24 protein-coding genes are annotated in these 20,156 nt (G+C 37.1%); 9 read left to right on the top strand and 15 right to left on the bottom strand.

What is annotated here, in order from left to right; all coding sequences use genetic code 11:
• From B5440_RS14785 to pyrR, 6 genes are all read right to left on the bottom strand, one after another.
• Positions 1-273: transposase (locus tag B5440_RS14785; RefSeq protein ID WP_200805512.1), on the bottom strand; the 273-nt coding region annotated here is incomplete at its 3' end.
• A gap of 95 nt (positions 274-368) precedes the next feature.
• On the bottom strand, positions 369-875 hold the full coding sequence (locus B5440_RS14780) for a CAP domain-containing protein (RefSeq protein WP_070054680.1): 507 nt from the start codon (positions 873-875) through the stop codon (positions 369-371).
• Positions 876-1,055: 180 nt separating this feature from the next.
• Complete coding sequence (locus tag B5440_RS14775) at positions 1,056-1,964, bottom strand: ribonuclease Z (RefSeq protein ID WP_070054681.1); 909 nt, start codon at positions 1,962-1,964, stop codon at positions 1,056-1,058.
• 10 nt (positions 1,965-1,974) lie between these two features.
• Positions 1,975-2,307, bottom strand: coding sequence for a ribonuclease Z (locus tag B5440_RS14770; RefSeq protein ID WP_070054682.1), 333 nt, complete (start codon positions 2,305-2,307; stop codon positions 1,975-1,977).
• A 40-nt stretch (positions 2,308-2,347) separates the two neighbouring features.
• Entirely contained in the window at positions 2,348-3,277 is a 930-nt protein-coding gene (locus B5440_RS14765; protein ID WP_070054683.1) for an aspartate carbamoyltransferase catalytic subunit, read from the bottom strand.
• Between the two features lie 8 nt (positions 3,278-3,285).
• The gene (gene pyrR / locus B5440_RS14760; RefSeq protein WP_057480826.1) at positions 3,286-3,825 is read right to left on the bottom strand and encodes a bifunctional pyr operon transcriptional regulator/uracil phosphoribosyltransferase PyrR; all 540 of its coding nucleotides are present in this window, start codon (positions 3,823-3,825) and stop codon (positions 3,286-3,288) included.
• A gap of 177 nt (positions 3,826-4,002) precedes the next feature.
• Between pyrR and B5440_RS14755 the strand changes: the two genes are divergently transcribed.
• The 6 genes from B5440_RS14755 (at position 4,003) to B5440_RS14740 (ending at position 8,435) form a co-directional block, all read left to right on the top strand.
• Positions 4,003-4,395 carry a DUF302 domain-containing protein gene (locus tag B5440_RS14755; RefSeq protein ID WP_057480825.1) on the top strand — a complete coding sequence of 131 codons (393 nt, stop codon included), beginning with the start codon at positions 4,003-4,005 and terminating at the stop codon, positions 4,393-4,395.
• Positions 4,396-4,483: 88 nt separating this feature from the next.
• Complete coding sequence (locus tag B5440_RS14750; RefSeq protein ID WP_070054684.1) at positions 4,484-4,807, top strand: phosphoribosylpyrophosphate synthetase; 324 nt, start codon at positions 4,484-4,486, stop codon at positions 4,805-4,807.
• Between the two features lie 24 nt (positions 4,808-4,831).
• On the top strand, positions 4,832-5,488 hold the full coding sequence (locus B5440_RS15855) for a P-type ATPase actuator domain-containing protein (RefSeq protein WP_317039379.1): 657 nt from the start codon (positions 4,832-4,834) through the stop codon (positions 5,486-5,488).
• The gene (locus tag B5440_RS15850; RefSeq protein WP_317039381.1) at positions 5,374-6,666 is read left to right on the top strand and encodes an HAD-IC family P-type ATPase; all 1,293 of its coding nucleotides are present in this window, start codon (positions 5,374-5,376) and stop codon (positions 6,664-6,666) included. Before B5440_RS15855 ends, B5440_RS15850 begins: the two co-directional genes overlap by 115 nt.
• A complete protein-coding gene (locus tag B5440_RS15845) occupies positions 6,660-7,352 on the top strand; it encodes a cation transporting ATPase C-terminal domain-containing protein (RefSeq protein ID WP_317039380.1) in 693 nt (230 codons plus the stop codon). The genes B5440_RS15850 and B5440_RS15845 overlap by 7 nt, the downstream gene beginning before the upstream one ends.
• 144 nt (positions 7,353-7,496) lie before the next feature.
• Positions 7,497-8,435, top strand: coding sequence for a ring-cleaving dioxygenase (locus B5440_RS14740; RefSeq protein WP_070054685.1), 939 nt, complete (start codon positions 7,497-7,499; stop codon positions 8,433-8,435).
• A gap of 100 nt (positions 8,436-8,535) precedes the next feature.
• On the opposite strand, the gene B5440_RS14735 is transcribed toward B5440_RS14740, so the two are convergent.
• The 5 genes from B5440_RS14735 to ychF form a co-directional block, all read right to left on the bottom strand.
• Positions 8,536-9,729, bottom strand: a complete 1,194-nt coding sequence (locus B5440_RS14735) for a hypothetical protein (protein ID WP_070054686.1) — start codon at positions 9,727-9,729, stop codon at positions 8,536-8,538.
• A gap of 82 nt (positions 9,730-9,811) precedes the next feature.
• Positions 9,812-10,408: a class I SAM-dependent methyltransferase gene (locus B5440_RS14730; RefSeq protein ID WP_232756025.1), complete on the bottom strand. Its 597-nt coding sequence runs from the start codon at positions 10,406-10,408 to the stop codon at positions 9,812-9,814.
• The gene (locus B5440_RS15775; protein ID WP_232756026.1) at positions 10,393-10,545 is read right to left on the bottom strand and encodes a hypothetical protein; all 153 of its coding nucleotides are present in this window, start codon (positions 10,543-10,545) and stop codon (positions 10,393-10,395) included. Before B5440_RS15775 ends, B5440_RS14730 begins: the two co-directional genes overlap by 16 nt.
• A 93-nt stretch (positions 10,546-10,638) precedes the next feature.
• Positions 10,639-11,307, bottom strand: coding sequence for a hypothetical protein (locus B5440_RS14725; protein WP_070054687.1), 669 nt, complete (start codon positions 11,305-11,307; stop codon positions 10,639-10,641).
• Positions 11,308-11,559: 252 nt separating this feature from the next.
• Complete coding sequence (gene ychF / locus B5440_RS14720) at positions 11,560-12,654, bottom strand: redox-regulated ATPase YchF (RefSeq protein WP_070054688.1); 1,095 nt, start codon at positions 12,652-12,654, stop codon at positions 11,560-11,562.
• Positions 12,655-12,880: 226 nt separating this feature from the next.
• Here ychF and B5440_RS14715 point away from each other — a divergent pair, with 226 nt between their 5' ends.
• Both B5440_RS14715 and recQ read left to right on the top strand, forming a co-directional pair.
• Positions 12,881-13,819 (top strand): C1 family peptidase, encoded by a 939-nt coding sequence (locus B5440_RS14715; protein ID WP_157823648.1) that lies wholly within the window; start codon positions 12,881-12,883, stop codon positions 13,817-13,819.
• A gap of 91 nt (positions 13,820-13,910) precedes the next feature.
• Positions 13,911-16,031, top strand: coding sequence for a DNA helicase RecQ (gene recQ, locus B5440_RS14710; RefSeq protein WP_070054690.1), 2,121 nt, complete (start codon positions 13,911-13,913; stop codon positions 16,029-16,031).
• A gap of 202 nt (positions 16,032-16,233) precedes the next feature.
• On the opposite strand, the gene B5440_RS14705 is transcribed toward recQ, so the two are convergent.
• The 3 genes from B5440_RS14705 to B5440_RS14695 form a co-directional block, all read right to left on the bottom strand.
• Positions 16,234-17,025 (bottom strand): tRNA pseudouridine synthase A, encoded by a 792-nt coding sequence (locus B5440_RS14705; RefSeq protein WP_070054691.1) that lies wholly within the window; start codon positions 17,023-17,025, stop codon positions 16,234-16,236.
• A gap of 29 nt (positions 17,026-17,054) precedes the next feature.
• Positions 17,055-17,852 carry a lysophospholipid acyltransferase family protein gene (locus tag B5440_RS14700; RefSeq protein WP_070054692.1) on the bottom strand — a complete coding sequence of 266 codons (798 nt, stop codon included), beginning with the start codon at positions 17,850-17,852 and terminating at the stop codon, positions 17,055-17,057.
• A 171-nt stretch (positions 17,853-18,023) separates the two neighbouring features.
• On the bottom strand, positions 18,024-18,665 hold the full coding sequence (locus B5440_RS14695; protein WP_070054693.1) for an NUDIX hydrolase: 642 nt from the start codon (positions 18,663-18,665) through the stop codon (positions 18,024-18,026).
• On the opposite strand from B5440_RS14695, the gene B5440_RS14690 reads away from it, so the two are divergent.
• Complete coding sequence (locus B5440_RS14690; protein WP_070054694.1) at positions 18,664-19,422, top strand: peptidylprolyl isomerase; 759 nt, start codon at positions 18,664-18,666, stop codon at positions 19,420-19,422. The two genes, B5440_RS14695 and B5440_RS14690, sit on opposite strands and share 2 nt — an antisense overlap.
• Here the strand turns inward: B5440_RS14690 and B5440_RS14685 are convergent, their stop codons facing one another.
• Entirely contained in the window at positions 19,423-20,139 is a 717-nt protein-coding gene (locus B5440_RS14685; RefSeq protein WP_070054695.1) for an RDD family protein, read from the bottom strand.
• Positions 20,140-20,156: the final 17 nt, after the last annotated feature.

Genomic DNA, 20,156 nt, shown 5'->3' with positions numbered 1-20,156 from the left:
ATGAATGTTCTCCTGAAGGGCCTGCTCAATTTTACGAGAGGAATACATATTGCGAAGGTACGCATAGATGGTCACCTTGAGCAACATCCGGGGATGGTAACTGGAGGTACCTCCTCCTTTATAACTTCGCTCCAGGTCAGCGATGTCGATTTGATCAATAATCGTATTGACGATCCTAACGGGATGATGGGCAGGGACCAGATCATCATAACTGGGAGGTAAAAGACTTAACTGCGACTGGTCATAGGTCTTAAATACTGCTTTGGCTTTCATTACATGAAAATACTAAAAACCAGAAAATAATACAACAAAAAAGGCTGCCTTTTCAGACAGCCTCTTTTGCTTAATCAAGCTATGAAAAACAAAATTTACTTTCTTATAAAGATATTGGTGAAATAATTACGCCCATTTTCATCGTCTAGCACAGATACTCCAAAGTGGGAATGGTTTCCTTCAATATTCTCTTTATGACCTTTACTGTTTAACCAGGCTTCAACCACAGCATCAGCAGTACGGTATCCATAACCTACATTTTCACTAACAGCTTTAGCTCCCACTGTTTTTACTAAATTTTCGTAACGAGCTCCAAAATTATCGTGGCTCACCTCTCCTACTTCAAGCATATAATAATTATGAGATTCTGCTTCAACTGAAATTTCAGCAATAGGCTCAAGAGGTGCAAGATCTAAACTTTTTCTATGTTCATTCACTAAAACAAGAATCTCATTCTCAATTGCAGAATAATCAAAATTGAGTTTTTCTTTAGCAGTATGATTGTAGGAATTTACTTCCTCTTCGATGCTCTCCTTTGCACAAGAAATCGTTGAAACAGCTAGCAAAACAAGCATAACAAACCTTAGTGTACTTTTTCTCATAGTTAATCATGTTAGACTGGGAAGTTAAAAGTACACTTTTTATCGACTAAATGCATATTCAATTGTGCATTTCATCGATTTTATCTGTTTTTTAACAGAAATAGTAGGATTAACCCTACTGAAAATGAGCAGAACAAAAATTAATACGTTAAAAATGTAGGTACAAAAAAGTAAAAAGTGTTATTCAAAGATAAAAACCTTCCCGTCATCGGCTAAATCAACCTCCGGAAATATAGTTGCGGCTTCTTTCCTAAATAAATTGATATTAGCATATCGGGTAGAATAATGGCCTAGAATAAGTTGCTTTACTCCGGCTTCTTTGGCAATTTGCGCAGCTTCTTTAGCTGTACTGTGTTTGGTTGGAAAGGCTAATTGAGCTTTGTCTTCAAGAAAAGTAGATTCGTGATATAAAACCGTAGCCCCGCTAATTTGAGGAACCATCTTTTGGTTAAAAGCAGTATCACTGCAATAAGCATAGCTCTTGGTTGGATCAGGATCTGCAGTAACAAGATGGTTAGGAATTAACTCTCCAGATTCTGAGGTGACATCCTTTCCTTTTTTTATACTTTTAAATAAAGAAACGTCTATATTATAGCTAACGGCTTTATCTATAAGTAATTTGCGATCTCCCGGCTTTTCTTTAAAAAGAAATCCATTGGTATAAATTCTATGTATGAGAGGAATAGTTTCTACACTAAGTTTTTCATCTTCATAAATAACCTGCGGTTCCTTACTCTCAAGCTCATGAAAGTAAAGTGGGTAATTGGTCCAGGAATTAGATAATTTTAACTGCAGCGTAATAATCTCCTTTATTCCTTTTGGGCCATAAACATGTAACTCGTTTTCCCTGTTTAACAGTCTAAATGTAGAAATAAGACCTACAAGGCCGTAACAATGGTCGCCATGAAGGTGGGAAATAAAGATATGTTTTATCTTGTTAAACTTTATTTTGTTTCGTCTTAGTTGCACCTGGGTTCCTTCGCCACAATCTATCAAAAACAATTCGTTTTTCATTTCCAGCACCTGGGAAGTAGGATTGGTAAAACTACGCGGGGTAGCTGCATAACAACCAAGAATATTAAGCTTCATATAAAAGATTTTATATACCTAAATCTCTTTGAATCTCGTCCATTTGAATAAGATCTTCGGCTTCTTTTAAAGAAGGCACCACAATAATTTCTTCTGGCAGTTCATCTATGGTAACCGCATTACTAACCAAAACAAAAGATTTCTCATTCATTTGGTGAGCTTTAGAAATTTCTAAAAAACCCATCACTTCTTCTTTTTGAAGGTTGTGATAAGCCAAAAGACTAACCACAACATTTTTCTTCTCAAATTCCTCGTGCCTTTGGGTAAGTAGAGAAACAAAATCTACTACCGGAGCTTCTAATGGTTCTATTAATATATAATTTTCTTTCTCTGAAATCTTCATTGTGTAATTCTTTAAATTTAAACTTATAAAGCCAAAGCTTTTAGCGGTTGATCTTTGAAGCCAGTAAATATATTACCGCCATTCTAACTGCAACCCCATTTTGAACCTGGTCTAAAATAATAGCATTTTCGGCATCGGCAACATCGCTGGTAATTTCCACTCCGCGGTTTATTGGTCCCGGGTGCATTATCACTATTTCTTTATTTAAACTTTCCAGCATTCTTTTATTCAACTGAAATTGTTGTGCATATTCTCTGGTGCTGGGAAAATAGCTAATATCCATACGTTCATTCTGAACTCTAAGCATATTGGCTACATCACACCACTCAAGCGCTTTTTTAAGATCGGTTTCTACACTTACCCCTAAAGACTCAATGTGTTTAGGTAAAAGTGTTTTCGGGCCGCAAACTTTAACCTCAGCTCCTTGTAATTTTAGTGCAAAAATATTGGAGAGCGCTACCCTACTGTGCAGAATATCGCCTACAATAACCACCTTTTTCCCCGCTACTTCCCCAAGACGTTCCCTTATGGAATAAGAATCCAGCAGTGCCTGGGTGGGATGCTCGTGGGCTCCGTCTCCAGCATTAATAATACTTGCTTTTACGTGACGGGAAAGAAATATACCTGCTCCTGGATTTGGATGCCGCATAACTACCATATCAACCTTCATAGATAGAATGTTATTTACGGTATCTATAAGCGTTTCTCCTTTTTTAACCGAAGATGAAGCTGCTGAAAAATTAACTACATCGGCGCTTAATCGTTTTTCGGCAAGTTCAAAAGAAAGTCTGGTACGGGTAGAATTTTCAAAAAATAAATTAGCTATGGTAATATCTCTAAGCGAAGGGACTTTTTTAATGGGCCGGTTAATCACTTCCTTAAAATGATCTGCAGTTTTAAAAATAAGCTCAATATCCTTCTCGTTAAGATATTTAATTCCCAGTAAGTGATCTACACTTAATTCGCTCATATATTTAGTTATTTAGAAACCAGATAAACCACGTCTTCCCCATCGTTTTCTTTCCAGTTCACTATTACTTTTTCTTCATTTATGGCATCTACCTGTCTCCCATTATAGTCTGGCTGAATTGGTAAATGACGGCTAAATCTTCTATCTATAAAACTTAGTAATTCAATTTCTGCAGGCCTGCCAAAAGATTGTACAGCGGTAAGTGCAGCTCTAATACTTCGGCCTGTGTAAAGCACATCGTCTATAAAAACCACTTTTTTATCTTCTACTATAAAATCTATTTTAGTCTTATTGGCTTCCAGCGGCTTTTCACCCCTTCTAAAATCGTCACGGTAAAAAGTGATATCTAAATGCCCATAATTCAAGTCGGTAATTCCATATTCTTCCTGGAGAATTTTTATAATTCTTTCAGCAAGAAAAACACCACGAGGCTGGATTCCAATAATAACGGTATTCTTAAAGTCGGTATGATTTTCAACTAACTGGCAGGCAAGACGGTGCAGAATAATATTTATTTCAACAGCATTCAGTAATATTCTTTGACCCATAATTAGTTGCAAAAAGTAGAATTTCTAACACAAAAGTAAGCTTTTTTATTTTTTCCTGAAGTTGAATAGCCTTCAGATTATAAATCTTTTCTCAAAGTATTTCTTATGAAAGAGCTTCTTAGTATTTAATTTTCTTCGTAAATTAATACGATAAACAAACCGAAAAAAAATTAAGTTATGAGCTACTATTTTAATACTACTTTAAAAGAAAAAAACTTTGACAAAGCTATAGAAACAGTAACTGCAGCTTTAAAAGAAGAGGGTTTTGGGGTACTTACTGAAATTGATGTAAAGGAAACCCTGAAGAAGAAAATAGATGTAGATTTCAAAAAATACAGAATTCTTGGCGCCTGCAATCCTGAATTTGCTCACAAAGCTTTAAAGAGCGAAGATAAAATTGGCGTTTTTCTACCCTGTAATGTAATTGTGGAAGAAAATGATAATGGTGAAATTGAAGTTTCAGCCGTAGACCCAATATCTTCTATGCAGGCCGCAAAAAATGATTCTCTCGAGGAAATAGCTACCGAAGTGCAGCAAAAACTGAAGAAAATAATTAATTCCCTGAACTAAAAATCACCTTAAAGCTAAATAAATTACTGATTTTCAGTTGTTTTACATTAATAGTTTATCTAATTTAACAGGTATATATAATATAATTATGCTGGTAGAAAGACACGATTACGAAACAGTCAGCCAGGCCATAAATGGCCTGGCAACGCGCGGTTATACTACCGACTTTAAATTAGAGCCGGAAAAAGATCAAATTGTAGATACTGCACGCTCTCTGGAACTTTCCCCTGAGGAATTCGAAATTGATGAAATCTATCGTTTCGAAGGAATGACAGATCCCGGCGATGAAATGATCGTCTATGCCATTTCCTCACATAATCATAAAATAAAAGGCGTCCTGGTAAATGCTTTTGGCACCTATTCTGACTCGAATACTTACAATATTGTAAAACGGCTCCAAAAACATCTCTAATTCAAGCCTTATCTCAGCTATTTTATGTCCAGTCTTACCGCAGATTTTAAAGGACTTACCTCCAAAGCGATTAAAGCCTCTGCCGAAAAACATGGGTACAATCAAATAGTTTCTAAAAGAAAATCGGGATTTGTTACTGCAATGCAAACATTGGTTACCGAACCAATGATCATTTTGCTTTTTGTAGCCGCAAGTATATATTTTCTTACAGGAAATCCAGGAGATGGACTCTTCCTTAGTTTTGCAATTTTATTGGTAGCAGGTATTTCTTTATTTCAGGAAACCAGGAGTAGAAATGCGCTTAAAAAACTAAAGGAGATCATTCAACCGGAAACGAAAGTTATTCGTAACCAAAAGCTTGAAAAAATTTCCGCTTCAAAATTAGTTCTAGACGACATTATTGTGGTTGAAGAAGGCAATAGTGTTCCCGCCGATGCCAAAATCATGCAATCCAATGACTTTTCTGTTAATGAATCTGTGCTGACCGGAGAATCGTTTAGCGTTTCAAAACAAGCGGACGAAAATCCTGAAATTTTATGGGAACCCAGGTGGTTGGAGGTCTTGCCGTGGCTAAAGTCACTGCCATTGGCAATAAAACCCGGTTGGGGAAAATCGGGAAAAGCATGGAATCCCAAAAAACCGAAAAGACCTTACTCGAGAAACAGATCAACAATTTTGTGAAGAAAATGGTGATTGCCGGCAGTTTCTTCTTTTTACTGGTTTGGATTCTTAATTATGAAGAATCACTAAGCATTCTAGAAAGTTTACTGCAAGCGCTAACACTGGCTATGAGTATTCTTCCCGAAGAAATCCCCGTTGCTTTCGCCACTTTTATGGCTATGGGAGCATGGAGACTCATGAAAATGGGCATTGTGGTAAAGCAAATGAAAACAGTGGAAAGCCTGGGAAGCGCGACTGTAATTTGTACTGATAAAACCGGCACTATTACTCAAAATAAAATGAGTCTTGCAAAAATTGTCACTAACAAAAATTGGCAGATTCAGGATGCAGATGCTAACCTCAATAAAGAAGCTAAAAACCTTATTGAAGTAAGCATGTGGGCCAGCGAGCCCATTCCTTTTGATCCCATGGAAATTGCTATACACAAAGCTTATGAACTGAATACAGCTTCAGATCTAAGATCAGATTTTCAAATGGTACACGAGTATCCTCTTAGCGGTAAACCCCCAATGATGACTCATGTTTTTGAAAATAAAAGTGGAAAAAAGATCATTGCCGCTAAAGGTGCCCCTGAAGCTTTATTAAAAGTCTCTAATCTGGAACAAAGTGCGGTAGAACATATTGAAAAACAACTAAACCAATTGGCAAGTGAGGGTTTTAGAGTATTGGGGGTAGGAAAAGTTACTTCAGAAATAGAAGAATTTCCTGAAATTCAGCAAGATTTAAAATTTGAATTCCTGGGACTTATCGCTTTTTACGACCCACCTAAAGAAAATATCAGCAAAGTGTTTGAAGATTTTTATTCCGCAGGACTTCAGGTAAAAATAATTACCGGCGATAATGCGGTAACTACCGGAGAAATTGCCAGGCAAATAAATTTCAAAAATTCAGGAAAAAGCATGGATGGCGAAGAGCTGCTAAAACTTTCTGAAGAAGAACTCAAAGAGAAAGTAAAGACCATCAATATTTTTACCCGAATGTTTCCAGAGGCAAAATTAAAGATCATTAATGCGCTAAAAGCTAACAACGAAATTGTGGCAATGACCGGAGATGGGGTGAATGATGGCCCCGCATTAAAAGCTGCGCATATTGGTATTGCTATGGGCAAAAAAGGAAGTGAGATCGCGAAAAAAGCTGCTTCTTTAATTCTGGTAAAAGATGATCTTTCGGGATGGTAGATGCCGTAGAAATGGGCAGAAGAATCTACAACAACCTCAAAAAAGCAATTCAGTATATTATCTCAATTCATATTCCTATAATCCTCACCGTATTTATTCCCCTGGCCTTGGGATGGATCTATCCGAATATCTTCTCACCGGTACATATTATCTTTCTTGAATTAATCATGGGGCCTACCTGCTCTATTATTTATGAAAATGAACCGGCTGAAGCCAATATTCTAAAGCAAAAACCAAGACCGGCAACTCAAAGCTTTTTCAATGTAAAAGAGCTAAGCTTAAGTATTACTCAGGGTATTGGTATTTCAGTAGGAACTCTGGGTATTTATCGCTTTGCTGTTTCTTCGGGGTTTTCTGAAGATCTTACCCGTAGCATGGTTTTTAGCTGTTTAATAGCCGCTAATATATTTTTAACCCTGGTTAATCGATCTTTCTTTTATTCTGCAGTAACAACCCTTTCTTATAAAAATAAGCTTATCCCAATTATAATTGGAATAACAACAATACTAAGTGCAGCAATGTTATTTTGGGAACCACTAAGAGTATTTTTTGAATTTGGACAGATTTCGATAAAACAACTATCGTTATGCATCGTTACAGGCTTTCTATCGGTAATTTGGATTGAAGCTTATAAACTATATAAACGCCGCAGTAAACTACTTCGGAGCAAGCTCACGAAGCATTAAGATTGCAAAATACAATTTGATTCCGAGGCAAGCCACGGAGTATTTAATCCCGATTATCGAGTAAAAATTAGCGGTCTTATATGCAGTTTTACGATTAATTTAACCGAAATACGCTCGTTTTTTGCGTAATTGAAAGAAAAAAACATGGAACATAAAATACTTGGTTTACACCATATCACTGCAATCGCAGGAAATGCACAGCGCAACTACGACTTCTATACCAAAACGCTTGGATTAAGGATGGTTAAGAAAACGGTGAATTTTGATGATCCAAAAACCTATCACTTTTATTTTGGAGATAAAACAGGCACTCCGGGCAGCATTCTTACTTTTTTTCCATGGGAAAGAGTCAAAAAAGGTAAAAATGGTGTGGGAATGGCCACAGAAATTGGGTATTCGGTTCCGGAAGGAAGCCTGGATTTCTGGAAAAAACGCTTTGAGAAAAATGGTGTTGAATTCGGTAAAACCAGGGAACAGTTTGGAGAAAAATATTTACCCTTTCGCGATCCAGACGGACTTAATTTAAAACTGGTAGTTCCTAAACACGAAGATGATCGTGAAGCCTGGGAAACCGATGAAATTAAAAGCGATGTCGCCTTAAAAGGATTTCATAGCGTTACACTTACTCTTTACAATGTAGGGCCTACGGCCGGAATTCTTACCGATATCTTTGATTATGAACTCGAAGAAAAAGAGGATGATTTTTATAGATATAAAACAAGTGCTGTAGAAAATGCTGCCATTGTAGATATTCACGAAGATCCAACCGCCGAACGTGGTATCAACGCCGGTGGAACTAATCATCATATTGCTTTTCGTGTTAAAGATGAAGAAACTCAAATGTATTTTCGTGAGAAGATAATAGAAAAAGGCCTTCAAATAACCGAAAAGATAGATCGTGATTATTTCTTCTCCCTTTATTTTAGAGAACCCGGCGGAGTTTTATTTGAAATCGCAACAGATAATCCAGGGTTTACCCGAGATGAAGACCTGGAAGAACTGGGAAGCAGCCTGAAATTACCGGCACAATATGAAGGTTCCAGAGATAGAATTGAAAAACTTCTGCCTGAATTAAAGCATTAGACAAACATAAAAGACTATCTGAAAATCTTTAAACGTCATCCTTAATTTATTTCGGGATCTAAGATTCTCAGATAGTCTTTATTAATTAGGAGGGAAACCTCTACTCTACCACGTACATCTCATTAGACGCTTTAATATATTCTTGCGGATTAAAAGTAGATTCAAAGCTGTTTCGTACGGTATTCAACTTATTTTTTAAATCTGCAATTTTTGTCTTTAAATATTCATCGTTTTCATATTTCTTAATGAGCGAATCATATTTTTTTAGATTTTCCAGTATTCTGAAAGTAATTGTCCCAAATCGAATTTTCAGGTTTTGTACCGCGATCATTTGATCGTGATAATCCTGTTTCCAGTTTTCAGGGTTTTTAGCTTTCTCTTCAGCAATTTTATTTTCGGCTATTTTAGAAATATCAAGAATGTATTGGGTACGTTTTTTCGCATCGGTCTCATTGGTAAAATTTCTGTCAAATTCCTTCGGGTCTATTTCAAGGATTTGCACCAAATTTTCCTGCATTGCTTTTTCCTGAAGCTCTTTTAATTCATCCAGATTCTTATTTATAGATTCCCATTCGGTTTCTATAAGATCCTTATCGTGTGTAAATTGTGCCACAGTTGTGGTTAGTTTCAGCATTTCGGTACTTTGCTGTTTCAGCTTTTTATCGCCCCAACCCAGAGAATTTATAAAACTGCCGATTCCGTCAAAAACGGTTCCTGCAAACATTCCCGTAAAAGGAGTGCCCTGGGCAAGGTCGCCAGTTACCGTTAGAATATGACTCAAAGCTGAAAGCCGGGCATCATTCTTCTTTTCTTCTTCTACAAATTTTCTAAACTGCCCAAACCATTCCTGGTAACCTTCATAATGCATTGGATTACTCACCTGGTCTAAGGTCGCGTAAAATTCCCGGGAAGCATTAAAGAGATTTAGGGGCTTGATCTCACGCTCCATAGATGCCAAATTCAGCACAGCAGAGCTATAATTATACTTGTAAACGCTTATGGTGTTTTTATCTATTTCTTCCTGTCTTTCTTCCAAAAATTTAACGCGTTCCAATAGTTTTTCAACCTTTTCTGCGGAAGAATTTGTATTTTGTATACTTTCATCAAGATTGCTGATTTTAGAATCTATTTCCTTGATTCTAAATTCCAGATTCTGGCTTAACAAACTGCGTTCCCGATTAAGCTCCTGAAGCACTTGTTGAGTTACCGTTTGGTCTTCGGCAAAGCTTTGTGCGGAAATATTCTGAAAAAGCATTCCTGAAACAAACAGGAAAATAAAACCTAATTTATTCATTATCAATAATTTTAATCAGCTATATGTTCATTTATTAACGAGCTGAAGGTAATCATATTTTATGCCACTTAAATTCAAAAAATTATCTAACAAGTTTTCCTGATCTAAAAAGTATAGGAAACACTACTTTGTTTTTAGCACCAAATGATGCTTTGAGTTCATCTTCAATTAGATCTACCGGGTTTTCTCCTTTTGCTTTTTCGTAATGTTTTACGGCACTCCAGGTTTTTAAATAGCCAATTAAATGAGTGAACGTCCACTGATATTCTTGCTCAAATGCAGGAGATTTAATCTCTTTAAATGGAAAAGGGATGCTTTTATATTTTTCATCTAAATACCTACGTTCTTCATCCCATAACGGACCAATAATATCCCGATAAAAATTAAGGATAACCTCATCGGTTTCCGGATTGCTTTTAAACAAAGAATAACCTATCACCGCGATGATGCCATCGGGTTTTAAAACACGTTCTACTTCTTTATAAAAAGCCTCAAAATTAAACCAATGAATAGCCTGCGCCACAGTAATTAGATCGAAATTATGGTCTGGAAAGCTGGTTTTCTCAGCAGGCTGTACCGAATAATGAATATTGGGCTGACTCACCGCATTGTCTAATTGTTGTTGACTTATATCGCTTGCCTGAACTTCTTTAAAGAACTTTGCTAGTTCCCCCGCCACCTGGCCATTTCCCGTTCACAGTCCCATGCTCTTGCTGTGCTATCGAGTTTTTCTTTCAGAAATTGAAATAATGCCTGCGGATAAGTTGGTCTATACTTAGCATAAGATGAAGACTTTGAAGAAAAATTATCTTTCATAAACAATGTTTATTTGCCTAAAATTAAGAAAATAAAGGACAAAAAAAGAGCCGCCTAACTGGTGACTCTTAAATAATCTATATTTCGTATTTCTTATTGGTCTACCTCAACAGTATCCGGTTCCTGGCTGTAATCTGAATTATCTATCGCTCCAGGATTTCTACTCATTGCTCCTTCATCGGTTGGTGCGTCCATCTCCTCCATAACATCGGCAGCTTTATTAAAGAAAGATCTTAATTTATCTTTAACATCATCTGACTTCATATCTATCTCCTGAAGTTCAGCCTTAAGCTCGTCTACTTCATCAGAAAGTTCTTCATAAGAATTCTCCTGAAGCTTCTCCAATGAAGCAATTGCGGTCTGCATCTGCGCACTCATATCTTCTTTAGAATTACTTAAAGTATCTCCAATAACTTCAAGTTCTTCATTGGCTTCCATTCCATAACTTTGGGCTCTTTCTGAAACCGCCGCGGCGAATTTCTGCAGGGCTGTCTCAGGATCAATTTCCTCCTGCATTTCCGCGTATTCGTCTTCGCCATCTATGTAGGTAAGATAATCTGCTACTGCATTACCTTCGTATGCATAATTAGATACGGTATCTTCTTCCACTTCCATGGTCTGCTCGAATTCTATCTCTGCATCCTCTTTTTTATTACCATCGTTACAGGCAAATAAAACACCAGAGGCCATAATTACCAGCCCGGTCTTTTTTATAAAATTAGGTGTGTGTAAAGTCATTCTATTATTTTTTCTAAAATTCATTTCTCTTCTTTTTTGGTTGAAAAATAAAATTAGAAAAATACTCACAGCTTCAGTAAAATCAAGTGGTAAACTAATTTTAAAAAAACAGGAGAGTTTATAAGACTTAGTTAAATATGGAGTATAAGCAGGTTTAAAGGTGAAAATCTCTTAAAATAATTTCAGAGGAATCTTCAGCAATCATTAATAGCACAAAAATCAAACACCGAAGTATGGAGTTTGATTTTTAGCTCTGGCCCGGAAAATTTTATAAAATTAAACGTTGAATCTAAAGTGCATTACATCGCCATCTTTAACGATGTATTCTTTACCTTCTACCCTCATTTTCCCGGCGTCTTTTACTTTAGCTTCACTTCCATAATGATCAAAATCTTCGTACGCAATAACTTCCGCACGAATAAATCCTTTTTCGAAATCGGTATGAATTACACCGGCGGCTTGTGGCGCGGTAGATCCTACTGGAATAGTCCAGGCGCGTACTTCCTTTACGCCGGCAGTAAAATAAGTTTGAAGATTTAAAAGCTCATAGGCTCCACGAATTAATTTAGCAGCACCAGGTTCTTCTAAACCAATATCCTGAAGAAACATTTGGCGTTCTTCATAGTCGTCCAATTCGGTAATATCAGCTTCAGTTCCTACGGCAAGTACCAGTACCTCTGCACCTTCATCTTTTACCGCTTCTCTAACTTTTTCTACATGAGCATTCCCTGAAACGGCTGAATCTTCATCTACATTGCAAACATACATTACCGGCTTATCGGTAATAAATTGCAATGGTTTTATAAATTCTTTTCTTTCGTCTTCGGTAAGATCTATAGCTCTAACAGATTTTCCGGCTTCCAAACCTTCTTTCACTTTAGTTAAAGCTGTCTGTTCTTTTTGTGCTTCTTTATTCCCGGTACGTGCTGCACGTTTAACTTTCTCCAACTTCTTATCAGTAGTTTCCAGATCTTTAAGCTGAAGTTCCATATCTATGGTTTCTTTATCCCGAATAGGATCAATAGAACCATCTACGTGTACAATATTATCATTCTCAAAACAACGCAAAACGTGCAGAATGGCATCGGTTTCCCTGATGTTTCCTAAAAACTGATTTCCCAATCCTTCACCCTTACTGGCTCCTTTCACCAAACCAGCAATATCTACAATTTCTACGGTGGCCGGTTGCACTTTCTCTGGGTTCACCAAACTTTCTAATCGTTGAATCCTCGGGTCTGGAACGTTAACCACTCCAACATTAGGTTCAATGGTACAAAAAGGGAAGTTTGCGCTCTGTGCCTTTGCGTTAGATAGACAATTAAAAAGCGTTGATTTTCCTACGTTTGGTAATCCTACAATTCCGGCTTTCATAATAATGATTTTTTGCGGCTGCAAATGTACATATTTTCTAGTGCAGCATCTAATTTCTTTTTAAGTACTATTAGTATTAAATTGAAGAATTCAAAAATTAAAGTTCATTACAATAATTCTCGTTCTCATTAAGTTAATACATATAAATTCCAAAGAAATTTAAATCTTTACTAAATTGGTGTAAAGATTGATGCTGAAATGTCAAAACAAACAACCTGAATTTGCTATGAAAAAACTTCACCTTTTACTTTTTGTACTTACTTTAAGCCTTACGGGTTGTTATAATGATAGAGACGATTTAAATCCTTCCGGCAATAATAATCCTGAAATCCCTGAAGTACCACAGGAAACCGATAATCAGTTTGTGGCTGAAGATGGGGAAGTTTATTTCACGGGACTGGAATGTAGCGGCAACGGGAACTATAATTTAGACGCTGAAAATTTACTAGAAGACTTAGCTATCTCAGATAATTTACCTGAATCTTTCGATTTATCTGAATTTCTTCCCCCGGTGGGCAATCAGGGCGAGTTGGGTTCCTGCGCTTCCTGGGCTACAAGTTATTATATGAAATCTTTTCAGGAGAAAATTGAATCTGGCTTACCTTATTCTGAAGCAAATATCTTAAGCCCATCCTACACTTACAATCAACTTACTTCAGATGATTGTGGCGGGACTTCTATTCAGGAAACCCTTGCATTAATAGAGGAACAGGGTGTCGCAGCCCTGGAACTTTTTCCTTACACCGAAAATGAATGTGAAACCCAACCCGACGAAACTACAATTGAAGCGGCTGCTCAAGCTAGAATAGCCGATTATAAAGCATTAAGCGGAGAAAATATGATTGCCGAAATGAAAACTCTGCTTACCCAGCAGCAACCCATAATTATAGGCGCAGTGCTTTCTCCAGAATTTGGTAGAACCGATAATTTTGGTCTAACAGCTTACCGGGAACACGCGGTAGATTATGAAGAAGTAACTTGCCATGCGATGTTAGTAGTTGGGTTTAATGATGAATTTGGCGCTTTTAAAGTGGTAAACTCCTGGGGAGAAGCCTGGGGCGACAATGGTTTTGTTTGGATAGATTACCAGGCATTTGAAAATGTTGGCGATACCAATGCTTCCTTTAGGGTCATTAACCAGGCTTATGTAGCCTACGATCTTTAATATTGAAGTTTTGTTATTCCCGATTAAAGGGTTTTCCATATTTTTTCTCAGCAATGTTTGTCAATTATTAGTTTAAGCTAACTTTGCGGCTATGGAAAATACCCGGGTTTTACATACGCTTAAAGAATATTTTGGATTCGATAGTTTCAGGCCGCTTCAAAAGAAGATCATCGATTCGGTTTTTGAAGGCAAAGATAACCTGGTAATTATGCCCACCGGTGGCGGAAAATCTATTTGTTACCAACTACCCGCAATTTTGCTTCCCGAAATTACGCTGGTGATTTCACCGCTTATCGCCTTGATGAAAGATCAGGTAGACGGACTTACCGCGAATGGCGTTCCTGCGGCGTTTTTAAATAGCAGCCAAACCGAAAGCCAGCAACAGGAGATCTTTAAAAAAATTGATTCCAAAGAATTAAAACTACTTTATGTTGCTCCTGAAAGTCTGCAGTTTGTAGAACGGTTTATGAGCGACGGCAAAATAAGTTTGATCGCAGTAGATGAAGCCCATTGTATTTCTAGCTGGGGTCACGATTTTAGACCGGCATATACGCAATTAGGCTATTTAAAAAATCGGTTTCCCACTACCCCAATGATTGCGCTAACCGCCACAGCAGATAAAGCTACTCGCGAAGATATTTGCCGGCAATTAAATATTCCAAACGCCGAAAAACACATCGCTTCATTTGACAGAAAAAATCTAAGTCTTGATATTCGGCCGGGAATTAAGCGTTTTGAGCAAATCACCAATTTCGTAAAAACCCGAAAAAAGGAAAGCGGAATTATCTACTGCCTAAGCCGAAAAAACACCGAGGAAATTGCTGAAAAACTACAACGCAAAGGTTTTGAAGCCGAAGCTTACCATGCAGGCTTACCGGCAGAGAAACGTATAGAAATTCAGGACAATTTCATCAATGACAATTCAAAAATTATTTGTGCCACCATCGCTTTTGGGATGGGTATAGATAAATCTAATATTCGCTGGGTAATTCATTATAATATGCCCAAAAACCTGGAAGGATATTACCAGGAAATTGGTCGTGCGGGGCGTGACGGGTTGCCTTCAGACACCATGCTTTTTCATAGTTATGCCGATGTGGTGCAGTTGCAAAAATTTGCTTCCAATTCGGGAAATGAGGAAGTGCAGCTCGCAAAGCTAGACCGAATGAAGCAATATTCGGAAGCATTAAGTTGCCGCCGCAAAATATTGCTGAGTTATTTTGGAGAATTAAAGCAGGAAGATTGTGGCAACTGTGATATTTGTAAAAATCCGCCGCAGTTTTTCGACGGCACTGTTATCGCTCAAAAAGCCCTTTCCTGTATTTTCAGGCTAAAAGAAAACGAACCGATCACTGTTTTAATAGACGTTTTACGAGGTTCACAGAATGAAGCTGTTTTCAGTAAAAACTATCAGAAACTTAAAACTTTTGGAATTGGCAATGATATTTCCTGGCACCACTGGCAGCAGTATATCATTCAACTTATCAACCTTGGTTATGTAGAGATCGCATTTCATAGGGGCAATAATTTACAACTTACCGCATTGGCCAAAAATGTCTTGTTTGAAGGCGAAAAAGTACAGCTTGCTGAAGTTCCTGATCGCAAAAAACTGAAACGCCGTGAAGAAGCAGAAGTTTCAGAAAAAACTTCAGATAATTCCCTTTTTGAAAAACTAAGGCAGCTAAGGTTAAAAATTGCTCGGGAAGAAGAAATTCCTGCTTACCTCATCTTTACTGATGCTACCTTAAAAGAAATGGAAAAATCCCGCCCTATGACCGATGATGAATTTCTTCAAATCAATGGTGTGGGAAGACAAAAAATGCAGGACTACGGGTACGAATTCATAAAGGAGATCATCGCTTTCAGTAAAAAAAAGCGCAGCACAAAAAAGCGAAAAAAAGCTAATACCTATAAGGCAACCTTAAATTTATTAAATGAAGGTTTAAGCCTGGAAGAAATTGCGAAAAAACGAGAGCTTGCAATTACTACGGTTTATTCGCATTTAGCAAAATTATATACTAAAAATGAAGCCGTAGATCCTATGAAATATATTTCGAAAGCTGATTTTAAAGCGATTGAAAATGCAAAAACCGAACTGGAAAATCCTGAAGGCTTAAAACCATATTTCGAACATTTTGAAGAAGCAATAGATTATGGAACGATTAGGTTGGCTTTGGCAGTTTTAGAAAAAGAAGAAGCGAAAGTTGATTGATCTAAATGTGTTACGTTCAGAACAGTTTAAAGAGTCATTTATCTCTTCAGAGATTTAAAAAGCCAGCCACGAATTCACAAATATTATTGGTTTACTACCGACTTGTAGTATTGATAATAAATTTATTAAGGTCTTTTTGATTAACTAAACCTACAAGGTTTTGAAAACCTTGCAGGAAGTACTGATCTAAATAAAAGTAGTCCTAAAAATCTTCCAGTCCAATTTTATTTAAAAGTAAGCCCGAGGCTGGAACTATATAATCCATTTGCATTTCTACGCTTGGTTTTAAACTATTTTCTAAATCTTCGAGACTCAATTCTCCTCTACCAAGTTGCAGCAAAGCCCCCATCATTAACCTTACCTGGTGTCTTAGAAAACCGGCACTATGAATATGAAAAATATAAGATTTTTCAGGAAAAAAGCTGGCGGTGATTTCGGTATTTTCAACTAATTCAGACTTAATGATCTCACGCTCAAAAGTGCTGTTTTCTGAAACCCGCACGCAGTAATTTCTAAACTGGTGTTTGCCTTCAAAAAGCTTCGCTCCTTTTTTCATCAATTCAATATCAAGGTCAAATTGAAAATTAGCCATTAAAGGCGCACAGAAAGGATGATTTTTCTCCCCAAAACTAAATAAATAAGCATATTCCTTGAGTTTTGGATGCTGAATGATATTGAATTTCGCATCTACTTCGGTGATGGCAAGCGCTCGAATATCCTGTGGTAAATTCTGGTTGAATTCTTTTAAAAATTCATCCAGATCGGAAAGTGGTTCGTAATCTAAAAACAACTCAAATGCCGACTCCTGCGCAGAAACCATGGCATCGGTTCTACTGGTACCCAAAATTTTAAATTTTTGTTCAGGCATTACATAACGTAGCGTTTTTGTGATTAATTCTTCTACTGTTTTTACATCTGGCTGTTTCTGCCAGCCGTGTAAACGATAGCCTAAATACTGAACTTTAATAAGGTAAAAATAGCGCTTGGGTTGCAAATTCTTGTTTTTCCGGGTTTGGAATACTATTAATATTCCCTTTTTTTATTTAGCTCTTCCATCTCTTCTACTGTTTCCGCAGGAATAACTTTTTGGAAAGAGGAATGTTGCTCTATGGCGTATTCCAGTTTACTTACAATATCTTCAATAGATTCATTTTCATAATCTATTTGAAGCGGTTCCTTTATTTGCATTGTTTGTAAAATACCTCGTTTCTTGATCCTGATTCCTTTTTTATCAAAAGAACGTCTAAAACCATCGATCACGATAGGAATTACAACTGGTTTATATTGTTTAATAATATGTGCCGTTCCCTTTCTAATTGGTTTAAAAGGTTTGGTAGTTCCTTGCGGAAAAGTTATTACCCAACCGTCTTTTAAGGCGGTACCTATATTTTTAGTATCGTCAGGATTTACCTTTCGTTCAACTTCCTGCCCTTTTGCCCGCCAGGTTCTTTCTACACTAACGGCTCCCGCGTAAGCCATAATTCGAGAAAGTAAACCTGCGTTCATAGTCTCTTTAGCAGCCACATAATAGATATTGAGTTTAGGCTGCCAGATGTATCCCACATTCTTTATAGAATCTACCCTACCACTTAAGCTAGCGTTAAAAACGTGGAACATGGCCGTGACATCGGCAAAATAAGTTTGATGATTTGAAACAAAAAGTACGTTGGTATCGGGAAGGTTTTTAATGATTTCAGACCCTTCAATACTCAGTTCATTATAACCGCGATAACGGCGATGGGTCAACAATCCGAAAATACGGATAAGCCACTTTTTCAGAAATAAAATATGTCCAAACGGATTCCTTTTTAATAATCCCATAGTTTAAATTTCAGTTCTTACTTTCCTGTATAATTGCAGTTCGATTAGATTAGGAGACCAGCCCACAAAACCTAAGGAAAAAATAATTCAATTTTGAAACAAGCCAGGCATTATTTAAATCTCGATAATCGAGTAAAAATTAAGCCGCGCAAATATAGTAATTCTTATATTTTAAAAGCTTTTTCTAAAAATTTCTCGAATTTCGCTTAACATCATTCCGGTAGCTCCCCAAACAATTTGTTCATTTAATTTAAATGCCGGCACAACCATTTTACTGGAATAACTGGTGCTTAGTTCCTGATTTACAAAATTAGAATGATCTAGAAAATGATCTAAATCTACCTCTAAAATACGCTCTACTTCGCTATCCTGCGGAATTAAAGTTGGAGTTTTTTCCAGCAAACCTAAATAAGGTTGTACCCAAAAATTACTTGGCGGAATATATAAGCGAGTAAGCTCTCGTATCACTTCTATATGGTTTCTTGGAATACCAACTTCTTCTTCGGTTTCGCGCAATGCGGTTTGCTCCAGGTTATCATCTTCAGGTTCTACACGCCCGCCGGGAAATCCAATTTGATTGGAATGAACGCCTTTATAGGTTTTTCTTAAAATTAATACGAGGTAAGTTTTACCAAAATTATCTGGATAAAATACCGCCATAACGCCGGCTTTATTAGGCTTAAGACTATTAATATCAAGATTTCTCATCTCTTCACGGCGGTTACCGGGCACTAATTTATGATGCGCCTCTTCCCCCGGAAGGACAATTTTTTTTAATTTTGGTATCCTGTCTTTAAAATCCTGAAAATCCATGAAAACCTCGCTTTCTATCGTTTATCTTTTTCTAATTCTGCTTTTCGCAAGTTGTGAAGATAAGGAATCTTCCAGTAAAAATAAGTCTGAAACTACTTCTGAAAACAATGTTTCTGGAACAAAGACCTCTAAATTAGATTCGCTGAAAGCGAAATATGCAAAAAAGGAAGAAATAGCGCTACAGAATGAAGAAGAGGCCGATGAAAGATTCCCGATTCCGCAGGAGCAACTAATACCCTTTCTAACGCAGTATGGTAAAGAAAATCCTGAAAACAAGGTTCGCATCATCACCAGTTTTGGGAATATTGAGGTAATGCTTTATCGCGATACTCCCCTGCACCGAGCTAATTTTATAATGCTGGTAAAGAAGGGTTATTTCAACAGTACTTTTTTTCATCGTGTAGCACCGGGATTTGTAATCCAGGGTGGTAACTCAGATAATCTAGCAACTCCTAGAAAACGTTCTGAAATTGGCGATTATCTTATTCCCAGTGAATTTGATGCCGGCCATAAACATACCTACGGCGCATTTTCAGCAGCAAAATATAGCGAGCAGAACGTGAGTAAAGCTTCTTCTCCTTTTGAATTTTTTATTGTGATGGATGAAAACGGAACTCCGCATCTAAACAACGACCATACAGTTTTTGGACGCGTCACTAAAGGAATGGAGGTTGCAGAAAAAATTGCGCAGGTAAAAACCGGCCAATCTGAATGGCCTATAGATAATGTGGAAATAGATATTGAGATTATAGATTAATTATGCCCGCTGGGTATAATAATTATAGTCTGTAATTACCTGCTGAATAAATTCCATAGGGGATTCTTCTGGTTTGGTTTCCAGGAGTTCTGATAATTTTTCTGAAAGCGATAAAATAAGTCGGTGGTTATGGTTTATTCTGGCGGTTTGGTAAAGGTTTTTAATATCCTGCACATCGGCATCTTTTAAAACACTTACCTGGGGATATTTAGGTTGATAGCCTTCAGGAATTTCTACTGCCAGACTTCGGTTTAAACTTGTTCTGGGTTTTTCAGAAATTACCGTAGTTTTTGCAGCGAGATCACCCAAGCGTTGCCCTTTTCCGTTTAGTAAAATTGTGACTACCGCTATAGCACCGCTACTAATAGAAATATCAATAAATCGAAGCAACCACCTAATTAAATATTCAGCAAAAGCTGGCCTGCTGCCATCTAATTTCACTACTCTAATTTGTAAAGCTGCTTTTCCTGGAGTTTGCCCATTATATAAACTTTCCCATAGTAAATAATATAAAAGGCTGGGCAATCCCATAACAAGATAGTAAACCCACTGCCCTGCCGCATCTAATCCTGTGCCGGCTAATGCCAGCGAACTAATCACTATATATAGGCCAATTATGAATACATCTACAATAAAAGCAAGGATACGATCACCCACACTCGCAACATTCTGATTAATACTTATATTTTGAGCGGTTTCAATTTGAAAATTATCCATTTAATCTGTTTCTTTGA

Origin of the sequence: Salegentibacter salarius (assembly GCF_900168265.1) — a bacterium.
GTDB lineage: Bacteria > Bacteroidota > Bacteroidia > Flavobacteriales > Flavobacteriaceae > Salegentibacter > Salegentibacter salarius.
This window is presented reverse-complemented; position numbering and strand designations above follow the sequence as displayed.